Source organism: Embleya sp. NPDC050154 (genome assembly GCF_044460165.1).
Classification (GTDB): domain Bacteria; phylum Actinomycetota; class Actinomycetes; order Streptomycetales; family Streptomycetaceae; genus Embleya.
In genome coordinates, this window is the sequence record NZ_JBITJP010000034.1 from 1 (window position 1) to 19,117 (window position 19,117).

A 19,117-nucleotide genomic window follows, 5' to 3' on the forward strand; every position below is an offset into this window, starting at 1 on the left:
GTGAGCGGGTTCGGCCCGTTCCACTGACTGTTGCCGGTGCCGGCCTTCACGTCGTCGACGGTGTCGAGCACCGTGCCCGTGCTCGCATCGACGAACACATGGAGCCTGCTGGGCGCGGTCGCGGTACGACCGATCAGCACGGTCTCCCAGGCCAACGCGCTCTTGCCGTCCTTGACCCGGACGACCAGGCGGTGCGATTCGACCTTGTCCACGGACGCGAGCTTGGTCTTGGACGTGGCCTCGGCCGCGCCTGCCGCCACCGTGGGGTGGATCTGCACGGCGATGCGGGCGTCGGTGGCGGACTGGGTCGCGCGGACCCGGCCCTGGCCGTCGGCGAGCACCACCGCGTCGCCGCCGACCACCGGAATGCCCCGGTAGGTGCGCTGGTAGGCGACCGAGTACAGGTCGTTGACCCACGGGGTGACCGACTGCCGTTCGTACTGCTCGTCGGGACCCTTGGCGAGGGTGTCGAGGCCGCTGGCCGCGGCTCGGTCGGCGGCGGAGATCGCCAGGGACTGTGCGCCGGGGGGAGGCGCCGGGTCGGCCGAGGCCGACTGGGACGTCGCGCTCACCGTGAGACCGGTGAGCATGGCCAGGACGGTCCCGGCCGTGGTTATTCTTCGATTCATCGAGGCTCCTTGAGTGGAAAGGCAGACCTCGACCACGAATCCGGCTTGTCCGCGCGCCTTGTGAGCGCCGCGGTCGACCGTGCACGCCGGGGTTCGTGCCCGAGCGAGCGAAACACTCACACGGACAGGGGTCCCGAGCGAAGGGATCCGGGAAGGCCAGCAAATACTGGCTAAATTCGCCCGACCCGACATGCCGAGCGCGCGGGCGTCCACCCGGCCGCCGAGGCGGCACGGGGGTGCCCGCGCATGGGGTCAGGGGCAGTTCGAGTCGCCGGCCGTCGACGGCACGGCGACCGCGTTCCAGGCGTTCCCGGTCTTCTTGAACAGCGCGCATGTGGGGTCGAGGGCCTTGGCGGCGAGCAGGGTCTGCCGCCGTACCTTCGGGTAGTCGGTGCCACTCGTCCGGAGCAGCAGGCCGCCGTAGAAGACCTTGCCGGCCGTCTGGATGCCCACTCCGGTGAGGGAACTGCTGTTGCACGTCGTGATGTTGGGCTTGCCACCCGCGAGGGGCTGAGCGTGCGCGAGATCGCCGCCCGGGTGTACCTGGCGGCCGGTACTGTCCGCAACCACCCGTCCTCGGCGATGATCAAGGTCGGCGAGCCGAGCCGGCACGCGGCGGCCGGCTACGCGTTCGAGCGGGGTTGGCTGTAGGACGTGGCGGGTGAAGCGGATGGGGGAGCGGTGACGGGATCCGAGGCGGGTGCGACCGGGGGCTTCGAGCCGGCGACCGGGGCGGAGGTACGGCCGGCCGGGGCCGACGGGCCCGGCGGAGCCGCCGCGTCGCACGAGGAGCGGGCCGGCGCGGTTCGGGACGCGTTCGAGGCGCTGTTGCGGATTCGTGAGGTGGTGAACACGTCGGTCGTGGATCCGCGCGCGGTGCCCGCCGAGTGGGAGCGGGTCCGGATGGTGCGCGCGATCGCACTGGCGTTGCAGGCCGCCGGGGTGCCGCCGTCGGCGGTGGACGAACACGGCGAGCGGGCGGCGACCGGATACCTCGTCACCGCGACGGAGCATCCGAGGGTGGTCCGGGTGGAGTGGCCGGGTCCGCGCGGAAGCGGCGCGGGCCACGAGGCGGAATCGGCGCTGCGCGGCTGTGCGCGCGTGTTGGGCGGACTGGGCTGGGTGGTGCTGGAGTATCGGGGCAAGGGCGGTCGGCGCTACCTGGAGGTGGAGGCACCCGCTACCGTACGGCGTTGAAGTCGGCGGTCCGCCGGGCCCGAAGCGACCCCTCGCGCCACGGCGTCGGGTGTGCGCTCACTCGATCGCGCGCTCGATCACCCGGTCGCTCGATCAAGCGCTCGGCAGAACGCCGTGGCGGGCGAGTGCGGTCGTGGTCGCCGTCTTCGTCGTACGGCGCTGGTCGGTCACAGGCCGCGGTCCATTCCCGCCTGCCGCCCGCACAGGGCCATGCAGACCTGATTCGGCCCCTCGTACGGGCGTTCCGGCAACGCCGCCAAGGCCCGGGTGACCCGGACCTCCGCCCCGTTGACGGTCGCCGCCGCCGTCAGGGCTTCCGGCCGGGCCGGAAATCGCACACCGAAAAGGGCGCACTGCAGCGCCTCCGGCTCCACCATCGTCGATTCGCCACTGCTCAGCATGGCTCCTCCGTCGCACCACCCGACCGCGGGTGCGCGCACCCGACGATCGGCTTCGCCGAACGCACCGGGGACCGGCCTCCGTGCCACCCTGGGCCGCGCCAGGACACGGAGGGCCGCCTGTCGCACGAGCGCGAGGTGTCGGCCGCGGCTCGGGATCCCGGGGGCGCCGGCAGCATTCCGTTCAAGGGCTATAATACGCCGCGCCCGGCCGGTCGGCGGATCGAATCAGCCGGGCGGACCCTTTCGAGCCGGTCGGACCACGTCGGACCGTGTCGAGGAAGTCGGACCGCCGCGAGCCGATCCACCCGGGCGGCGGCCGTCTCGCGTGACGTTCGCCCCCGGCGTGCGCCGGCTCCGGGCGACCGGCGCAGGTTCAGGTGGTGAACCCCAGGTGCACGTGGTCGTGGTGGGTCGGGTCGGTGAAGAACGTGGCGCCGGGGAGTGCGTACGGGCCGCCTACGTTGTAGGAGCCGGCCGCCGCGCCGGCCCGCATGAAGCTCTCGACGAGCGCGCGGGGCGTGGCCGGGTCCACGACGGGGCGGCCGTCGATGTCCCATACGTCGACGGCGCGACCCTTCGGGTGGTCGCTGGGGCGCGTGGTGCCGAACACGTCGATCGGGTGGCCCGAGCGCAGTACGGTGACGTCGATGGTGTGGTCGACGGCCAACGTCTCCAACGCGGTGAGCACCGACGCGTGCACGGTGCCGGCCCGTACGTCGTCGGCGGCGGCGGGCGGCAGGACGATGCGCGAGTCGGCGAGCACGCGGGTCGCCTGTGCGGAAACGGTCGCGGCGGCCGGTCCGGGATCCGAGGGATGCAGCGCGGTGACCGTCCACCGGGGTGTGGCCCGGCTCAGTCGCACGTCCACGGTCGACCCGTCCGCCGTCACCGCTCCGTCGGCGGCGCGTGTCCACCGACGACAGGCGACGAGCACGCTCGCGGTGGTGTCCAGGATGCCGCCGTACTGCGCGTCGACCACCTCGAGCACTGCCTCGGGCGCGTCCACGAGCAGTGATCCGGCCTGGTCGGCGAGTTCGGGGGCGAACCCCAGCGCGGCGAGCCGCGCACGGGCCGCGGCGAGTCCCGGTTCGCCCGGCGGCCACGCGCCGAGCGCGGACACCGCGTCGACCGCGCGTCGCTTCACCTCCGGCTGCACGTCACCCGGGTTGGGCGCCCACGCGGTGACCACCGGAAGTCCGGGCGCGGCACCCGTCGCGGTCGCGGCGGCACTCGACGAGGCGGACCCGTTCGCGGAGGCCGGTCCGCCGGTGGGCGATGGTGACGGCGACGCGCGCCGTCCGCCGGACGAAGAGCAGCCGATCGCCGTTCCCGCGATTCCGAGCAACACCGCGCGTCGACCCGGTGCATACCGGGCATATCGTTCGTCCACTCCGCCACGGTAAGCCCGCACCCCCGCCCAACCCCGGCAACCGGCAGCGCCGACAGGCGTGTCACCCGGCGAGATCCGGCCCCGTCTCGGCAGCCGGACGCGCGTAGCTCGGCGGATCACACGTGGTCTCCGCGGTCGCGATGAGGGTGCCCGCGAGCAGGGCGTCGAGGTAGCGGTCGGGCAGGGTGGGGTCGGTTCGGTCGGGGGAGCGGTGTACCGCGAACCCGAGTCCGCACAACAGCAGCAGGAGGTCGCCCGGACCCAGCGACGGGCGCAGGGTCTCGACGGCGGCGGCGCGTGCCAGCAGGTCCGCGGTCGCGCGCTGCAGGTGCTCGCGGAGCTGCCCGGTCTCCGGCGTGGCCGCGTCGGGGCCGAAGGCCGCCGCGGCGAACGCCTCGTCCTGGACACACGCGGTGAGTACGGCCTTGAGGAAGACGCGCAGGGCCTGCCGCGCGTCCGGCAGGTCGGCGGCTCGATGGGCCTGTTGGATCAACTCGGCGAACCGGTCGGCGGCCAGCGCCTCGAGCAGGGTCTCGGGCGTGGGGAAGTGTCGGTACACGGTGCCGACCCCGACGTCGGCGGCCAGCGCGACCGCGTTCAGTTGCGGCGGCCTGCCGCCGCGCACCAGCTCCCGTGCGGCGTCCATGATCCGGCGCCGATTGCGCGCGGCATCCTTGCGCAGCGCGGGTCTGTGGGGTGCGGCGGTGTCGTCCATGTGCGGACGTTATCGGCCAAGCGGATGAATGGTCCATGCGGACCATCCGCCCCGCGGCCGACGCGGATTCGCCGGATCGGGTGAAATCGCGGAGTTCTCGGCCTCGTCGCCGTGCCGCCGGCCGGATTCGGAGGTTCTCTCGGAGAGCGGTTCCGAGGGAGGTCAGGATGGCGCAGGTCGCGGCCGGGGGTGCCCCCGCCCGGCACGGCGTGTTCCGCGTGATCGTGTTGATCGCCCTGATGGCCCTGCTGCACGCCACCCATGTCCCCGGCGTCGGACCCCGCGCCGCGCCGATCCCGGATCGATGCTCGGTCGAGACCGCCGATCGCATCGCCTTCTCCCTTGTCGGCGACGTGCCCGCCGCCGCGTCCGGTGGCGCGCCCGACGAGCACGACGGGCACTCGGCGCGCGATGCCGCGCCGGCGGGCGACACCGGCGGTCGGCACGGTCCGGCGGTCGGCGGCGCGTGTACGCCGGCCACGGCCCGGCCGCGCCACCACGTTCCGGCCGCCTCGGCTCCCGCCCTCACCGACGTCCTCGGATCCCGAATCGCCGACCCGGCCGAGATCGGCGAGGGCTGCGCCCGCACGGCCACGAACACCCTCGGGCGAACCCCTTCGCGGACCGTCGTCCTGCGCTGCTGAGAGGTCACCGCCGCCGCGCCGCCGCCGAATCGGGCGAGTGGCGTGTCCGGCGTGCCGCGTTCGATTCCTCAGCCTCGCGAACCCGGGAGATCCCACCATGCCCATTGATGCCTACCTGCTCCTGAGCGCCCTCGTGCGCGCCGAAGCCGCCCGCTCCGCCGCCGGTGCGGCCGGCACGGACACCCCACCGCCCGCCGCCGCTTCGAGCCGGGGTGCCGCCGGACCCGCCGCCTGCGATCCCCCCGGCACCGATCGCGCCGCCGCCGATCGGGAGGCCGTGCCGGAGCACAGCCCGGACGCGGAATCCCCGGCGTCCAGGCAATAGCCGTACGCGTCCGCGCCCCGCATCGGTGTCCCCCGGCATGGCCATGCCGGGGGACACCGGCGTTCTCGGCACGGGCGGCAGACCATCGGCCCGGGCGCGGACCCGGTGTGGACACCCCATCCGTAACTGATTATGGTTTTCATTATCGAATGGTCGAGTCGGCCCGCCGATCGACGCGTCGACACACCCCTGCCCGGAAAGAGCTCTCATGCGTATATCCACCCGCGCGGTCTTCGCCTTCGCCGCAACGGCCCTGACCGCCGGAACCCTCGCCGCGTGCGGTTCCGACGACAAGGACGACAAGGACGGGAAGAACGGGAACCAGGTCGGGGCCGCCGGTCCGGCCGCGGCCGCCGGCCCGCCGGCCGCCGGTTCCGGACCCCGGATCAAGGTGGTGGCGACCACGACGCAGGTCGCCGACTTCGTGCGCAACATCGGCGGCGACCGGGTCGAGGTGACCCAGTTGATCAAGGCCAACGCGAGTGCCCACGAGTACGAGGCGACCCCCGCGGACCTGAACGCGATCCGCGGCGCCAAGCTGGTCGTGGAGAACGGCGTCGACATGGAGAAGGCGTGGCTGCCCAAGGCGATCCAGGCCGCCGGCTTCAAGGGCCCGGTCGTGGACACCTCGGTCGGCGTACCCCTGCGCAAGGGCGAGTCGGACGAGGACCACGACCACGAGCACGAGCACGAGCACGGCGAGTACGACCCGCACATCTGGCACAACCCGCTCAACGCCAAGGTGATGGTGACCAACATCGCCAAGGCGCTGACCACCGCCGACGGCGTCAACGCGAAGGTGTACGAGAACAACCTCGCCGGCTACGGCGCCAAGCTCGACGCGCTCGACGCGGACACCCGGGCCAAGCTCGACACGATCCCGGCGGCCGCTCGCAAGCTGGTCACCAACCATGACGCGCTGGGCTACTACGTCGACCGCTACCGGCTGGAGTTCGTCGGCTCGATCATCCCCGGCTTCGACGACCAGGCCGAACTCTCCGGCAGCCGCATCGACGACGTCGTCGCCAGGATCAAGGCCACCGGCACCAAGGCCGTCTTCGCCGAGAGCGCGCTGCCGGCCAAGACCGCCGAGACCATCGCCCGGGAGGCGGGCGTCAAGGTGATCGCCGGCGACGACTCGCTCTACGCCGACTCGCTCGGCGCCCCCGGCTCCGCCGGCGCGACCTACCTCGACTCCGAGGCGCACAACACCGACACCATCGTCGCCGCGCTGCGGGGCTGAGCGATGACCGACGGCACCGAGGCCGCACCGGATCCGGTCCGCTTCTTGGACGCCACCATGGCCTACGACCGCACCCCCGCCCTCGCGAAGGTCGACGGCCGGGTTCCGGCCGGCCAGGCGGTGGCCCTGGTCGGCCCCAACGGCGGCGGCAAGTCCACGCTGATCAAGGCCGTCCTGGGCCTGGTCCCGGTGGTCGCCGGCACGGTCACCGTGGCCGGCCGGCGCCCGGCCGCGGCCCGCGCGTACGTCGGCTACGTACCGCAGGCGGCGAGCCTGGACCCGGAATTCCCGGTCACCGTACGGCAGGTGGTCCTGATGGGCCGCTATCGCCTGATCGGCCGACTGCGCCGCCCCGGCCGCCGGGACCGGGACGCAGCCGACCGGGCACTGGCCCGGGTCGGGCTCGCCGACCGGGCGAACGCCCGGTTCGGCACCCTGTCCGGCGGCCAGCGCCAACGTGTGCTGCTGGCCCGCGCGTTGTCCGCGCAACCGCCGATCCTGGTGCTGGACGAGCCGTTCAACGGGGTCGACGCGGTCAGTCAGGAGGCACTGATCAGCGCTCTCGTCGACGCCAAGGAAGCCGGTACCGCCGTCCTGGTCAGCACCCACGACCTCGCCGTCGCGCAACGCCTGTGCGAGCAGACGTGCCTGGTCAACCGCCGCCAATTCGCCTTCGGCAGCACCGAGTCCGCACTCACCCCGGAACTGTTGTGCGCCTGCTACGGCGGCCGGGTCCTCGAACTCGACGCCGGCCGACTCGTCGTCACCCCGGGCTGAGGCCGAGCGTGGACACCACCCTGCTCCTGGAACCCTTTCGAGTCCCCTATCTGACCCGCGCCCTGATCGAACTGACCATCCTGGGCGTCCTGTGCGGCGTCGTCGGCGCGTTCGTCGCGCTGCGCCGACTGGAGTTCGTCGCCGACGCGCTCACCCACACGGTATTTCCCGGCGTCGCGATCGGCTTCGCCCTCCAGGGCGTCGACGGGGTCCTCCCGGGCGCGTCGGTCGCGGCCGGCGTCACCGCCGTCGGGTTGACGCTGCTCACCCACAACCGGCGCACCAGCGACGACGCCGCGCTGGCCATCGTGCTGACCGCGATGTTCTCGGTCGGCGTGGTGGTCGTCTCGCGCAGCCGCTCCTACACCGCCGACTTCCAGACCTTCCTGTTCGGCCAGATCCTGTACACCTCCCGCACGCGGATCATCGAGACCGCGGCGGTCGCGCTGCTGTGCCTGATCACGCTCGCCGCGCTGGGTCGGCAACTGTTCCTGCGCAGCTTCGACCCGGAGGCCGCTCGCGCGGCGGGATACCGCGTCGGCGCGCTGGACCTGGCGCTGAACCTGGTGATCGCGCTGACCGTGGTCGCCGCCGTACGCACCATCGGCACCACCCTGGTCCTGGCCCTGCTGGTGGTCCCGGCCACCATCGGCCGCACGCTGGGCGGTCGGCTGGGCCCGATCGTGGCGATCGCCGTCGGTTCGGCCGTACTGTCCGGGTACGTCGGCCTGACCGTCAGCTACACCGCCTCGATCGACCACGACCTGGCGCTGCCCGCCGGACCCACCGTCGTATTGACCCTGGTGGCCGGCTACCTGCTCGCGCTCGGCGCGGCGATGGCGGTCGGCGTGGCCGGTCGGCGAAACCCGCGCCTGCCGGCCCGCGCGAAACGCCCGGCCGCACCGGTACCCACACCGGCCGTGACCGCGTCCCCCACCCCCTCTCGCACCCCGTCCCCGATTCCCCGCCCGACCGGGAGCGCCCGATGACCTGGTTCGACACCTACACCCATCGCGCCTACGCCGAAGCGGTCATGGTCGGGCTGCTCGCCGGCATCGTCGGCGTCCAGGTCGTGTTGCGCAGGCTCGCCTTCTACGCCATGGCGATGACCCACGCCACCTTCCCCGGCGTCGTGCTCGCCTCGATCCTGGGCCTCGACATCTATCTGGGCGGCGCGGCGGTGGGTGTGCTGCTGTCCCTGGCCATCGTCGGACTGACCCGGCGACCGGGCCGGACCGCGTCCGGCGCGACCGGGGTGATCCTGGCCGCCGGCTTCGCCCTGGGTGCCACGCTGGTGGCCGCCGGGCCGGCCTCGGACCGCAAACTGTCCGCGTTCCTGGTCGGTTCGATCGTCACCACCGACCACCACGACCTCGTGGTCACGGCCGGCGTCGGCCTGGTGGTGCTGGTCGTGCTCGGCCTGTGTGCCAAGGAACTCACCTTCGCCGCCTTCGACCACGAGGGCATGCGCGCCGCCGGGCACCCGGTGACGGCCCTGGACCTGCTGCTCCTGCTGATCGTCCAGGCGGTGATCGTGGTGCTCACTCCGGCGGTCGGCATCATGCTCACGCTGGCGCTGCTGGTCGCGCCCGCCGCCACGGCCCGGCTGTGGACCGACTCGCTGCGCCGCACCACCGCGCTGGCGGGCGTGCTGGGCGTCTGCAGCGCGGTGATCGGTCTGGAGATCTCCCGGCACTACGACGTGGCCGCCGGGGCGACCATCGCGCTGGTCGCCGCCACCGGGTTCGTCCTGTCCCTGCTGGTCTCCGCACGCCACGGCGCGCTCGCTCGCCTCCTCGAACGCCGACCCGCGGCCGGGACATCGACCGCGACGACCGCCTGAATCCCTGCCCCCGACTGGGAACCCGGCTATCTCCCGAGCACTTTCGTCCGCCACCGGCCCACCTGTCCCAGACCCCACGCACACACCCGGTGACGCAAGGAGGCGTCCGAGTGCCCCGTGCGGCGAGGCCGTGCCGGCAGCCGTTCACCCGGGTGGCCGATGGGCAGTGGGGCGGAGACGATGGAAAGGACCGCGTGCGGCGTCCGCGGCGCGGTCCCGAGCCCTGCGGTCGGCGGGCTGCCGACGGCGGGCACTGCGAGAGGTACCACCATGACCATGGCCAAAGACATCATGCACGAGGGCGCTCAGTGGATTCCGCAGACGGAGACGCTGCACCGGGCCGCGCAGTTGATGCGCGAACTCGATGTGGGCTCGCTGCCGGTCAGCGACGCCAACGAGAGGTTGTGCGGCATCATCACCGACCGCGACATCGTCACCAAGTGCGTCGCGGACGGCCGGGATCCCGCCACGGTTACCGCCGGCGAACTGTGTGAGGGCACACCCCGCTGGATCGACGCCGACGCCGACATCGCCGAGGTATTGCGCGAGATGCAGGTCCACCAGATCCGCCGACTGCCGGTGATCGCGCGCAAGCGCCTGGTCGGCATGATCAGCGAGGCGGACCTGGCGCGACACCTCTCCGACGAACAGATCGCCGCGTTCGCCGAGAACGTCTACGCGTCGCGATAACCGCGCGCCCGGTACACCCGCATCACCTGCACATACGTACCCCGAGCCGCCGACCCGCCGTTTGCCGCGAACCTGCACAGGACCGAAAGCGCGGCGTGCGGCGGGTCGCCGCCGTGTCCGCCCACGCGTTCGGAGGATCTGGCACCGGGACGATCAGTTCACCGGGACCACGGCCACCGGGCAATGCGCGTGATGCAGGACGGCGTGCGTGGTCGGGCCCAATCGCATCGGCAGCGGCCCGTGCCTGGGGTGCGCGGCGACGACCAGCAACGCGCCGTCGATCGACGCGCACACCAGGTCGCGCCCGGCCGACCCGTTCATCACCACGGTGTCCACCGGCAGTTCGGGGTCGCGGCGCCGGATCGGGCCGACGACCTGCTCGACCATCCTGGTGCGTTCGGCGGTGACCGTGTCGACGTCGAACATCGACGGCAACATCAGACTCGGCGCCAGGCCGGTCACCGGGAGTGCCCACGAGTGCACGGCACGCAGGCCGCCGCCCAGCAGTCCTGCCCGCTCGGCCGCGAACTCCGCGGCGGGCTCGTCCTCGGGGCCGCCGATGCCGACCACGACGCCGCTCGCGTCCTGGGCCGTCTCGGAGCGCAGAACCACCACCGGGCACGTGGTGTGCGCGCACACGCGCAACGAGACCGACCCCAGGAGCAGGCCGGCGAACCCGCCGTGACCGCGACTGCCCACCACCATGGTGTCGCACCGCGCGCCGGCGGCCAGCAGCGACTCGGCGGCGTCGCCCTCGCGTACCGAACCCTCCACCACCAGGCCGGCGAACCGCTCGCGGACGCGTGCCGAGGCGGTGTCGACCAGCGCGTGTGCCCGCTCGCGCACCTCGACCCGATGCCGGTGACCGAGCCCGCTGATGGGCACAACCGTGACGATATACAGCGGAACGTGCCGGGCGGCGGCGTCGCGCGCGGCCCAGTCCAACGCGTGCTCGGCGGCGGGGGAGCCGTCGTGACCGGCCAGAACCCCGAGCTCGACTTCGCTGTGTACGGGCGACATACGACTCACCTCGATGGGGACATCCAACAGGCTCATACCCGCTGCGACGGACGCCGACAGCGACCGCCCGGCAAAGCTCGCGCGCCGGACCGCGGGTTGTCGGGGCCGACCTCACATTCGGCGGCCCACGCGCGTCTACTTGTCGGGACGACCTGTTCGGTCGAGAGTCGGGACGAACACCGCGACTGAGGAGAGCAGCACGATGAACACACGTCATGCGATCGTCGACACCACCCTCGGCGGGCTGATCGTGGTGGCGGCGCAGGACGCCATCGTGGGGCTGTACTTCCCGCACCACTGGTACATGCCGCCCGAGGAGAGCCTGGGCGCGCGGGTCGAGCACCGCGACGACCCCCTGCTCGCGGCGGCGGCGACCCAGTTGACCGAGTACCTCGCCGGCGAGCGGACCTCGTTCGACCTGCCGCTGTCCACACACGGCGATCCGTTCCAGGAGCGGGTGTGGGCCATGCTCAGGGAGATCCCCTTCGGTGCGACCACCACCTACGGTGCGCTCGCCGAGCGGTTGGGCAACAGGGCGCTGGCCCAGTCGGTGGGCCAGGCGGTCGGGCACAACCCGATCTCGATCATCGTGGCCTGCCACCGAGTGGTGGGCAGCGACGGGAAGTTGACCGGCTTCGCGGGCGGACTCGAACGCAAGCGGCGGTTGTTGGACCTGGAGGAGTCCGAGAGCACCAAGGCGGCCCGGCTGTTCTGAGCGGTCGGCGCCCGCAGCGCGTCCGAACGGGCACGGGAAACGAGGACATGAAGCAGCCCTACGAACGGGTGGTCCGAGAGCACGCGGACACCGTGCTGCGCGTGTGCCGGGCGTTGCTGAGTCCGCACGACGCCGACGACGCGTGGTCCGAGACGTTCCTCGCCGCGCTGCGCGCCTACCCCGACCTGCCCGAGGACGCCAACGTGCGGGCCTGGCTGGTGACCATCGCGCACCGCAAGGCGATCGACATCGTCCGAGCCCGGGCACGGCACGCGGTCCCGATGGGCGAACTGCCCGAACAAGCCTCGGTCCTGGGTCTGCCGGACGCGGTCGACCACGACCTGTGGCGCGCGGTCGCGGCGCTCCCGACCAAGCAGCGGCAGGCGGTCGCCTACCACCACTTCGCGGGCCTGCCCTACCGGGACGTCGCCGAATTGATCGGCGGCAGCGCGGCCGCGGCCCGTCGCGCCGCGGCCGACGGCATCAAGGCCCTGCGCACATCGCTGAGCGCCACTTCGAAGGGAGCGGTCCGATGACGGACGACAACCCCACCTCCACCCCCGCCATCCCGGTCCCCGCGGCCGGCGCGCCGAGCACGTCCGTGCTGCTCGCCCGCGCCCGCAGCGACCGGGAGGCGCTCGATCGACTGCACGACCGGCTGGTGGCGGCAGCCGCCCGGGACGGGCTCCTGGACGTCGCCTACACCACGGTGGACACCCCCATCGGGTCGCTGCTGTTGGCCGCGACCGACAAGGGCCTGGTCCGGGTGGCCTTCGCCGGCGAGGACCACGACAAGGTCCTGGACACGCTGACCGCCCGGCTCGGCCCGCGCATCCTGCGCGCTCCCGGACGCCTGGCCCGGGCCGCCCGCCAACTCGACGAGTACTTCGACCACTCCCGGACGTCCTTCGACCTGGATCTGGACCTGGTGCTGTCCACCGGCTTTCGGCAACTGGTGCAGCGCCGACTCCCCGAGATCGGCTACGGCCACACCTTCAGCTATGCCGATGTCGCCCGGATGGTCGGCAACCCCCAGGCGGTTCGCGCGGTCGGTTCGGCCTGCGCGAGCAACCCGCTGCCGATCGTGCTGCCCTGCCACCGCGTGCTGCGCAGCGACGGGACGCTCGGCGGGTACGCGGGCGGGATCGCCATCAAGTCCGCGCTGCTGAGCCTCGAGGCCGGCCCGTAGCCGAAGCCCCGGAGAAGCCGGTTACGAGACTTCGACTTACAGTGACATTTATGGACGAATTCTTCGGCGTGTCGGGCGACGAGGCGCCTGGGGACGCGTTGCGCGAACTGGCCGATCAGACGACCCAACCGGGGTGGACCGCGGCGGACCCCGCGGCGGACCTGCTGCCCAGGCTCCGGGTCGCCTGCAACCTCCCGGGCTCGCCCTGGCGACTGCGCGGCACCGAGGTGCTGCCGGATGGCGTCTACGCCGTCGACGTCGAGCACGCCCGCCCCCGCAGCCCACGCCTGTTGGCCGACGCCATCGAACTGCTCGCCGGCGTCGCAGGCCCCGCCTTCTTCGTACGGCACACCGACGCGGCCACCTTCGACTGCGTCACCGGCACCCTCCAGCGCGACACCCCGGGACCCGGCCGGGGGCACCTGCTGCGGCTGCGCCTGGTCGGCCCCGAGCGCGATCGCGGCTCCGTGCTCCGCGCCCACGCGGCGGCCCTGGTGCCGGCCCACTGATCCGGCGCACCGGTCCCGTCCGCCGGCCGCGCACCGATATCCGGTGGTCGGCCGACGTGGTGGGCTGGTTGGATCCGGGCATGGTCATACATCTTCTTCCGGACGGGTACGAGATCTCCACCGATCCGACCCGGCTCGATGCCGCGCTGATCCACCGCTGGTTGTCCCTCGACGCGTACTGGGCAATGGGCCGCCCGAGGGAGAAGCAGGACACGGCGATCGCACGGTCGCTCAACTTCGGGGTCTACGACACGGCGTCCGGGGCCCAGGTCGGCTATGCCCGCGTGGTCACCGACGGGGCCACCTTCGGCTGGCTGTGCGACGTCTACATCGACCCGGCCGTGCGCGGCAAGGGCCTGGGCACGGCGCTGGTCGCGGTCATCCGGGACCACCTCGAACCGGCCGGGCTGCGGCGTCTGATGCTGGCCACCGCGGACGCGCACGCGGTGTACGCCCAGGTCGGCTTCGAACCGATGGCCGACACCGACAAGTGGATGGTCCTCGGCGAACAGTGAGCCGTCCGCGAAGTATCGGGAACGGGCCGCGCTGCTCCGTGCGATCCGTCCGCGAAGGATCAGGAACGAAGAAGCGCGGCCCGTTCCCGGCACCGTAGCGTGAGGCGCGTGGTCATCGAACGCGATGACCACGCGGTCCCGTCCACCGGTCGCGCTACGCTGCCGGCGAGGCCGGCACCTCGCCCGTCTCCCTCGGGCCGGGCTCGGCGCGAGGTGGACGAGACGCCCGACCGCGCAGGCGGCCCCGCCCAACGGATGGAGACACGATGAGCCCGGTCACCAGGACGGACACGCAGTCGCCTGCGCCGGCCGTCGCCGACAGCCACGACCTGATCCGAGTGCACGGTGCGCGGGTGAACAACCTCAAGGACGTCAGCATCGAGATCCCCAAGCGCCGGCTGACGGTGTTCACGGGTGTCTCCGGCTCGGGCAAGAGTTCGCTCGTGTTCGGCACGATCGCCGCGGAGTCGCAGCGGATGATCAACGAGACCTACAGCGCCTTCGTCCAGGGCTTCATGCCCACGTTGGCGCGGCCCGAGGTCGACGTCCTCGAAGGGCTGACGACCGCGATCATCGTCGACCAGCAGCGACTGGGTGCCGACGCCCGCTCCACCGTCGGCACCGCCACCGACGCGAACGCGCTGCTGCGCATCCTGTTCAGCCGGCTCGGGAAGCCGCACATCGGCCCGCCCAGCGCGTACGCCTTCAACGTCCCCTCGGTCCGGGCGAGTGGTGCCATCACCGTCGAGCGCGGTGCCAAGAAGGCGGTCAAGGCGACCTTCAACCGCACCGGAGGCATGTGCCCGCGGTGCGAGGGTCGGGGCACGGTCTCCGACATCGATCTCACCCAGCTCTACGACGACTCCAAGTCGATCGCCGACGGCGCGTTCACCATCCCCGGCTGGAAGTCCGACAGTTGGTGGACCGTGCGGACCTACGCCGAATCCGGCTTCCTGGATCCGAATAAGCCGATTCGCAAGTTCACCAAGAAGGAGATGCGGGACTTCCTCTACCACGAGCCGGTCAAGGTGAAGGTCGAGGGCGTGAACCTCACCTACGAGGGGCTGATCCCCAAGATCCAGAAGTCCTTCCTGGCCAAGGACAAGGAGTCGCTGCAGCCGCACATCCGGGCGTTCGTGGAGCGTGCGGTGACCTTCACCACGTGTCCCGAGTGCGAGGGCACCCGGCTCAGCGAGGGGGCGCGGTCCTCGAAGATCAAGCGGGTCAACATCGCCGACGCGTGCGCGATGCAGATCAGCGACCTGGCCGAATGGGTGCGCGGTCTCGACGAGCCGTCGGTGGCGCCGCTGCTGGAGACGCTGGGCCAGACGCTCGACTCGTTCGTGGAGATCGGGTTGGGCTATCTCTCACTCGATCGGCCCTCGGGCACGCTGTCGGGCGGTGAGGCGCAGCGCGTCAAGATGATCCGCCACCTCGGCTCCTCGCTCACCGACGTCACCTACGTCTTCGACGAGCCCACCATCGGTATGCACCCGCATGACATCGAGCGGATGAACAACCTGCTGCTGCGGCTGCGCGACAAGGGCAACACGGTGCTGGTCGTGGAGCACAAGCCGGAGACGATCGTGATCGCCGACCACATCGTCGACCTCGGCCCGGGTGCCGGTACGGCGGGCGGGACCGTCTGCTTCGAGGGCACCGTCGACGGCCTGCGGACCGGCGGTACGGTCACCGGCCGCCATTTCGACGACCGGGCGTCCTTGAAGAAGACGGTGCGCACGCCCACCGGCGCGCTGGAGATTCGCGGCGCGACGCGGCACAACCTGCGCGATGTCGACGTCGACATCCCGCTGGGGGTGCTCGCCGTCGTCACCGGCGTCGCCGGCTCCGGCAAGAGTTCGCTCGTGCAGGGATCGCTGGTCAACGGTTCGGCGGGCGAGGGCGCGGGCGTGGTGTCGGTCGACCAGAGTGCGATCCGCGGCTCGCGACGGAGCAACCCGGCGACGTACACCGGGCTGCTCGACCCGATCCGCAAGGCGTTCGCGAAGGCCAACGACGTGAAGCCGGCGCTGTTCAGCGCCAACTCCGAGGGCGCGTGCCCGACCTGCAACGGCATCGGCGTGACCTACACCGACCTGGCGATGATGGCCGGTGTGGCCACCCTCTGCGAGGAGTGCGAGGGCAAGCGGTTCGACGCGTCGGTGCTGGAATACCACCTCGGCGGACGCGACATCAGCGAGGTGCTCGCGATGTCGGTGGCCGAGGCCCTGGAGTTCTTCGGTACCGGCGAGGCGCGTACGCCGGCCGCGCACACCATCCTCGGCCGGCTCGCCGACGTCGGGCTCGGCTATCTCAGCCTCGGCCAGCCGCTCACCACGCTCTCCGGCGGCGAGCGGCAGCGGCTCAAGCTGGCCACCCACATGGCCGAGAAGGGCGGGGTCTACATCCTCGACGAGCCGACCACGGGCCTGCACCTCGCCGACGTCGAGCAATTGCTCGGCCTACTCGACCGGCTGGTCGACTCCGGCAAGTCGGTGATCGTCATCGAGCACCACCAGGCGGTGATGGCACACGCGGACTGGATCGTCGACCTCGGCCCCGGTGCCGGCCACGACGGCGGTCGGATCGTCTTCGAGGGCACCCCCGCCGACCTCGTCGCCGCCCGTTCCACCCTCACCGGCGAGCACCTTGCGGCCTACGTCGGCGGCTGACCGGGCGTTTCGAGCCTCCCTCCCGTCCGGCCGCGGTTCGTGCTGCGGCTCCTACCGTGGCCGCCATATAAGGGGCCCCCGTAGCGGCCCTCCGCGGTTCGTGCCGGGGCCGGAGGGGGCCTCGAGTCCGGCTCGCGGTCGACGCCGTGGCGACCGTCGAGGCCGCCGATTCGGCGTGCCCGTGCGGAGGTTCGGGCCAACCGTTCATCTTTTCCTTGCGTGGGTCTATGAACTGTAGGGGGCCCTCGCTACCCTCCAGCGCATGATTTCCACGGTTGTCTGGGGTACCGGGAACGTCGGCCGCGCGGCCATTCGCGCCGTCGAGGCGCATCCGGCGCTGAAGCTCGCGGCGGTTCTCGTGCACAATCCCGACAAGGTCGGTCGCGACGCGGGCGAACTCGCGGGTCTCGACCACGAATTGGGGGTAGCGGCCGACGACGACATCGACGCGGTGTTGGCCGCCGGGCCGGGCGCCGTGGTGTACGCGGCGTCCGGCGACATCCGCCCCGACGAGGCGCTCGCCGACATCGTCCGGGCGATCCGGGCCGGGGCCGTCGTGGTCACGCCCGCCCTGTACGCGCTCTACGACCAGCGCAACGCCCCGGCGGAGTTGCGCGAGCCGGTGCTGGAGGCCATCGCCGCCGGCGGCGGGTCGTTGTTCGTCTCGGGTGTCGACCCGGGCTGGGGCAACGACGTACTGCCGCTGCTGATCAGCGGATTGGGCACCACGGTGGACGCGATCCGCTGCCAGGAGATCTTCGACTACTCCACCTACGACCAGGAGGACTCGGTCCGCAATTTGGTCGGCATGGGTCAGCCGATGGACTACGGCGCGCCGATGTTGTGGCCGGAGATGCCGACCATGGTGTGGGGTGGGCAGATCCGGTTGATGGCCCGGGCGTTGGGCGTCGAGTTGGACGAGATCCGCGAGACGATGGACCGCCGACCGCTGGAGACGACCGTTCGGACCACCACGATGGGCGAGTTCGAGGCCGGGACCCAGGGCGCGGTGCGGTTCGAGGTGCAGGGCATCGTCGGCGGCGAGCCGCGGATCGTGATCGAGCACGTGACCCGCATCCACCCCTCCTGCGCGCCCGACTGGCCGGTCCCGCCCAACGGGGACGGGGCGCACCGCGTGGTCATCGAGGGGCGGCCGCGGATCGAGGTCACAGTCGAGGCCACCGACGAGGGCACGAACCGGTCGGCGGGCGGCAACGCCACCGCGGTCGGTCGGCTCGTCGGCGCCATCGACTGGCTGGTGGCCGCCGAACCGGGGCTCTACGACGCGCTCGACATTCCGCTCCGTCCCGCAGTCGGCAAGCTCGGAAGGAAGTAACCATGCGCATCGACATTCCCGAGGACAAGGACCCGCTCGCCTACGTGTGGGCGGAGATGGTGCCCGAGATCGGGATCGCCGCCTCCACCTTCTCGATGAAGGTCTACGACGCCTCGAAGCTGGGGCTGCGCGAGTTCGAGGCCGCGCGGCTTCGGATCGCGCAGATCAACGGATGCGTCTTCTGCCTGGACTGGCGCACCGAGCGGGACGGGGAGAAGGTCGAGGACGGGTTCGACGTCGCGGTCACCGAGTGGCGTACCACCGACGTCTTCGACGACCGCACCCGGCTGGCCGCCGAGTACGCCGAGCGGTACGCGGTGGACCACCACAACCTGGACGACGAGTTCTGGGCCCGGATGACCACGCACTACACCCAGGCCGAGATCGTCGAGCTGAGCATGGCCATCGGCTCCTGGCTGGCCTTCGGTCGGCTCAACCACGTGCTGGGCCTCGACTCGGTGTGCGTCCTGCCCGGCCACTGACCGACCCCGGGCGGCCCCCGGTCCCGGGTTCCGGGGATCGGTGGGCCGCTGCGGGGGAGCACATGGACCGCGGCGATTCCCGCGAGCGCGATGCCGAGGTCGGCGCGTGGACGCCGGCGCTCACGCGGGGACATCGCCGAGTGTGGCGGCGAGTGCCTTGATCACCTCGGCGGCCAGCACGGCCTGCCCCGACGTGGAGAAGTGGATGCCGTCCCGGCTCAGCAGATTCGGCCGGTCGTTGATCGGGTGGTCCCAGGAGTCGACGAGCACGGCGTGGTGTTCGCGGGCCAGTTCGCGGGTGATGTCGTTGACCCGGCACACCCGGTCCGGCCAGTCCGGGAATCCCGGGACCACGAAGGCCCGGCCGAGGGTGAAGACGGTCGTCCGCGCACCGGTGTCGGCGGCGATCTCGAACAGTCGCCGCAAGGACCGCTCGATGGTGGTGAAGTCGGGCGTCGCGTGGAACAGGTCGTTGGGGCCGCTGGGCAGGTGGATCAGGTCGGGGTCGAAGGCGAGCATGCGACCGGTCTGCGTCGCCAGCGTCCTGGCGGTGGTGGCGCCGATCTCGGCGAGATTCAGGTAGGCCAGGTCGGGCCGGACGTCGCGGAGAACACCCGCGACCCGGTCGGCCCAGCCCAGGGCGCCGTACCCCGGGCTCGGGTCGCCGACTCCGGCGGAGAGGCTGTCGCCGATGACGGCGAAGCGGCGCCACGGCGCGTCGGCGAGCAGGCGTGCGGCGTGCTCCGGGGACAGGCAGAACGGGTCGGATTCTTCGGTGGGGACGTGCGTGGTCTCGGTCACAAAGTAAACGTACGATCGTTCGTG

Annotated in this window: 23 protein-coding genes and 1 pseudogene; 17 read left to right on the forward strand and 7 right to left on the reverse strand. The window is 71.9% G+C overall.

Translation table 11 applies throughout. The features are described from left to right. Positions 1 to 629, reverse strand: a pseudogene (locus ACIBSV_RS44090) (peptidase M28); the annotation flags it as partial. Between the two features lie 252 nt (positions 630 to 881). Further along, a complete protein-coding gene (locus tag ACIBSV_RS44095; RefSeq protein WP_395873136.1) occupies positions 882 to 1,082 on the reverse strand; it encodes a hypothetical protein in 201 nt (66 codons plus the stop codon). 63 nt (positions 1,083 to 1,145) lie between these two features. On the opposite strand from ACIBSV_RS44095, the gene ACIBSV_RS44100 reads away from it, so the two are divergent. Further along, positions 1,146 to 1,280, forward strand: a complete 135-nt coding sequence (locus tag ACIBSV_RS44100) for a hypothetical protein (protein WP_395873137.1) — start codon at positions 1,146 to 1,148, stop codon at positions 1,278 to 1,280. Positions 1,281 to 1,310: 30 nt separating this feature from the next. Further along, entirely contained in the window at positions 1,311 to 1,826 is a 516-nt protein-coding gene (locus tag ACIBSV_RS44105) for a hypothetical protein (protein WP_395873138.1), read from the forward strand. A gap of 167 nt (positions 1,827 to 1,993) precedes the next feature. On the opposite strand, the gene ACIBSV_RS44110 is transcribed toward ACIBSV_RS44105, so the two are convergent. From ACIBSV_RS44110 to ACIBSV_RS44120, 3 genes are all read right to left on the reverse strand, one after another. Next, on the reverse strand, positions 1,994 to 2,227 hold the full coding sequence (locus ACIBSV_RS44110) for a DUF2795 domain-containing protein (RefSeq protein WP_331771563.1): 234 nt from the start codon (positions 2,225 to 2,227) through the stop codon (positions 1,994 to 1,996). 373 nt (positions 2,228 to 2,600) lie between these two features. Further along, the gene (locus ACIBSV_RS44115; RefSeq protein WP_395873139.1) at positions 2,601 to 3,617 is read right to left on the reverse strand and encodes a hypothetical protein; all 1,017 of its coding nucleotides are present in this window, start codon (positions 3,615 to 3,617) and stop codon (positions 2,601 to 2,603) included. Positions 3,618 to 3,678: 61 nt separating this feature from the next. Beyond that, entirely contained in the window at positions 3,679 to 4,332 is a 654-nt protein-coding gene (locus tag ACIBSV_RS44120; protein ID WP_395873140.1) for a TetR/AcrR family transcriptional regulator, read from the reverse strand. 167 nt (positions 4,333 to 4,499) lie between these two features. Between ACIBSV_RS44120 and ACIBSV_RS44125 the strand changes: the two genes are divergently transcribed. The 7 genes from ACIBSV_RS44125 (at position 4,500) to ACIBSV_RS44155 (ending at position 9,854) form a co-directional block, all read left to right on the forward strand. Continuing rightward, positions 4,500 to 4,976 carry a hypothetical protein gene (locus ACIBSV_RS44125; protein ID WP_395873141.1) on the forward strand — a complete coding sequence of 159 codons (477 nt, stop codon included), beginning with the start codon at positions 4,500 to 4,502 and terminating at the stop codon, positions 4,974 to 4,976. 97 nt (positions 4,977 to 5,073) lie between these two features. Further along, a complete protein-coding gene (locus tag ACIBSV_RS44130) occupies positions 5,074 to 5,301 on the forward strand; it encodes a hypothetical protein (RefSeq protein WP_395873142.1) in 228 nt (75 codons plus the stop codon). 208 nt (positions 5,302 to 5,509) lie between these two features. Further along, complete coding sequence (locus ACIBSV_RS44135; protein ID WP_395873143.1) at positions 5,510 to 6,544, forward strand: metal ABC transporter substrate-binding protein; 1,035 nt, start codon at positions 5,510 to 5,512, stop codon at positions 6,542 to 6,544. 3 nt (positions 6,545 to 6,547) lie between these two features. Then, the gene (locus ACIBSV_RS44140) at positions 6,548 to 7,321 is read left to right on the forward strand and encodes a metal ABC transporter ATP-binding protein (protein ID WP_395873144.1); all 774 of its coding nucleotides are present in this window, start codon (positions 6,548 to 6,550) and stop codon (positions 7,319 to 7,321) included. 8 nt (positions 7,322 to 7,329) lie between these two features. Beyond that, a complete protein-coding gene (locus tag ACIBSV_RS44145; protein ID WP_395873145.1) occupies positions 7,330 to 8,310 on the forward strand; it encodes a metal ABC transporter permease in 981 nt (326 codons plus the stop codon). Further along, positions 8,307 to 9,164 (forward strand): metal ABC transporter permease, encoded by an 858-nt coding sequence (locus ACIBSV_RS44150; protein WP_395873146.1) that lies wholly within the window; start codon positions 8,307 to 8,309, stop codon positions 9,162 to 9,164. The genes ACIBSV_RS44145 and ACIBSV_RS44150 overlap by 4 nt, the downstream gene beginning before the upstream one ends. Positions 9,165 to 9,434: 270 nt before the next feature. Next, positions 9,435 to 9,854 (forward strand): CBS domain-containing protein, encoded by a 420-nt coding sequence (locus ACIBSV_RS44155; RefSeq protein ID WP_331771572.1) that lies wholly within the window; start codon positions 9,435 to 9,437, stop codon positions 9,852 to 9,854. A gap of 153 nt (positions 9,855 to 10,007) precedes the next feature. Here ACIBSV_RS44155 and ACIBSV_RS44160 read toward each other — a convergent pair whose 3' ends face one another. Beyond that, positions 10,008 to 10,874: a universal stress protein gene (locus tag ACIBSV_RS44160; RefSeq protein WP_395873147.1), complete on the reverse strand. Its 867-nt coding sequence runs from the start codon at positions 10,872 to 10,874 to the stop codon at positions 10,008 to 10,010. A gap of 202 nt (positions 10,875 to 11,076) precedes the next feature. Between ACIBSV_RS44160 and ACIBSV_RS44165 the strand changes: the two genes are divergently transcribed. The 8 genes from ACIBSV_RS44165 to ACIBSV_RS44200 all read left to right on the forward strand — a co-directional run bounded on the left by ACIBSV_RS44165 (position 11,077) and on the right by ACIBSV_RS44200 (position 18,292). Next, the gene (locus tag ACIBSV_RS44165; protein ID WP_395873148.1) at positions 11,077 to 11,589 is read left to right on the forward strand and encodes a methylated-DNA--[protein]-cysteine S-methyltransferase; all 513 of its coding nucleotides are present in this window, start codon (positions 11,077 to 11,079) and stop codon (positions 11,587 to 11,589) included. 47 nt (positions 11,590 to 11,636) lie between these two features. Continuing rightward, entirely contained in the window at positions 11,637 to 12,125 is a 489-nt protein-coding gene (locus ACIBSV_RS44170; RefSeq protein WP_395873149.1) for an RNA polymerase sigma factor, read from the forward strand. Next, complete coding sequence (locus ACIBSV_RS44175) at positions 12,122 to 12,778, forward strand: methylated-DNA--[protein]-cysteine S-methyltransferase (RefSeq protein WP_395873150.1); 657 nt, start codon at positions 12,122 to 12,124, stop codon at positions 12,776 to 12,778. Before ACIBSV_RS44170 ends, ACIBSV_RS44175 begins: the two co-directional genes overlap by 4 nt. A 50-nt stretch (positions 12,779 to 12,828) precedes the next feature. Further along, positions 12,829 to 13,287 (forward strand): hypothetical protein, encoded by a 459-nt coding sequence (locus ACIBSV_RS44180; protein WP_395873151.1) that lies wholly within the window; start codon positions 12,829 to 12,831, stop codon positions 13,285 to 13,287. An 80-nt stretch (positions 13,288 to 13,367) separates the two neighbouring features. Beyond that, complete coding sequence (locus ACIBSV_RS44185) at positions 13,368 to 13,802, forward strand: GNAT family N-acetyltransferase (protein ID WP_395873152.1); 435 nt, start codon at positions 13,368 to 13,370, stop codon at positions 13,800 to 13,802. Positions 13,803 to 14,068: 266 nt separating this feature from the next. After that, complete coding sequence (locus ACIBSV_RS44190; RefSeq protein WP_395873153.1) at positions 14,069 to 16,474, forward strand: ATP-binding cassette domain-containing protein; 2,406 nt, start codon at positions 14,069 to 14,071, stop codon at positions 16,472 to 16,474. A gap of 262 nt (positions 16,475 to 16,736) precedes the next feature. Continuing rightward, positions 16,737 to 17,810 carry a dihydrodipicolinate reductase gene (locus ACIBSV_RS44195; RefSeq protein ID WP_395873154.1) on the forward strand — a complete coding sequence of 358 codons (1,074 nt, stop codon included), beginning with the start codon at positions 16,737 to 16,739 and terminating at the stop codon, positions 17,808 to 17,810. A gap of 2 nt (positions 17,811 to 17,812) precedes the next feature. After that, positions 17,813 to 18,292, forward strand: coding sequence for a carboxymuconolactone decarboxylase family protein (locus ACIBSV_RS44200; RefSeq protein WP_395873155.1), 480 nt, complete (start codon positions 17,813 to 17,815; stop codon positions 18,290 to 18,292). A 120-nt stretch (positions 18,293 to 18,412) separates the two neighbouring features. On the opposite strand, the gene ACIBSV_RS44205 is transcribed toward ACIBSV_RS44200, so the two are convergent. After that, positions 18,413 to 19,093 (reverse strand): SGNH/GDSL hydrolase family protein, encoded by a 681-nt coding sequence (locus ACIBSV_RS44205; protein WP_395873156.1) that lies wholly within the window; start codon positions 19,091 to 19,093, stop codon positions 18,413 to 18,415. Between the last annotated feature and the right edge of the window lie 24 nt (positions 19,094 to 19,117).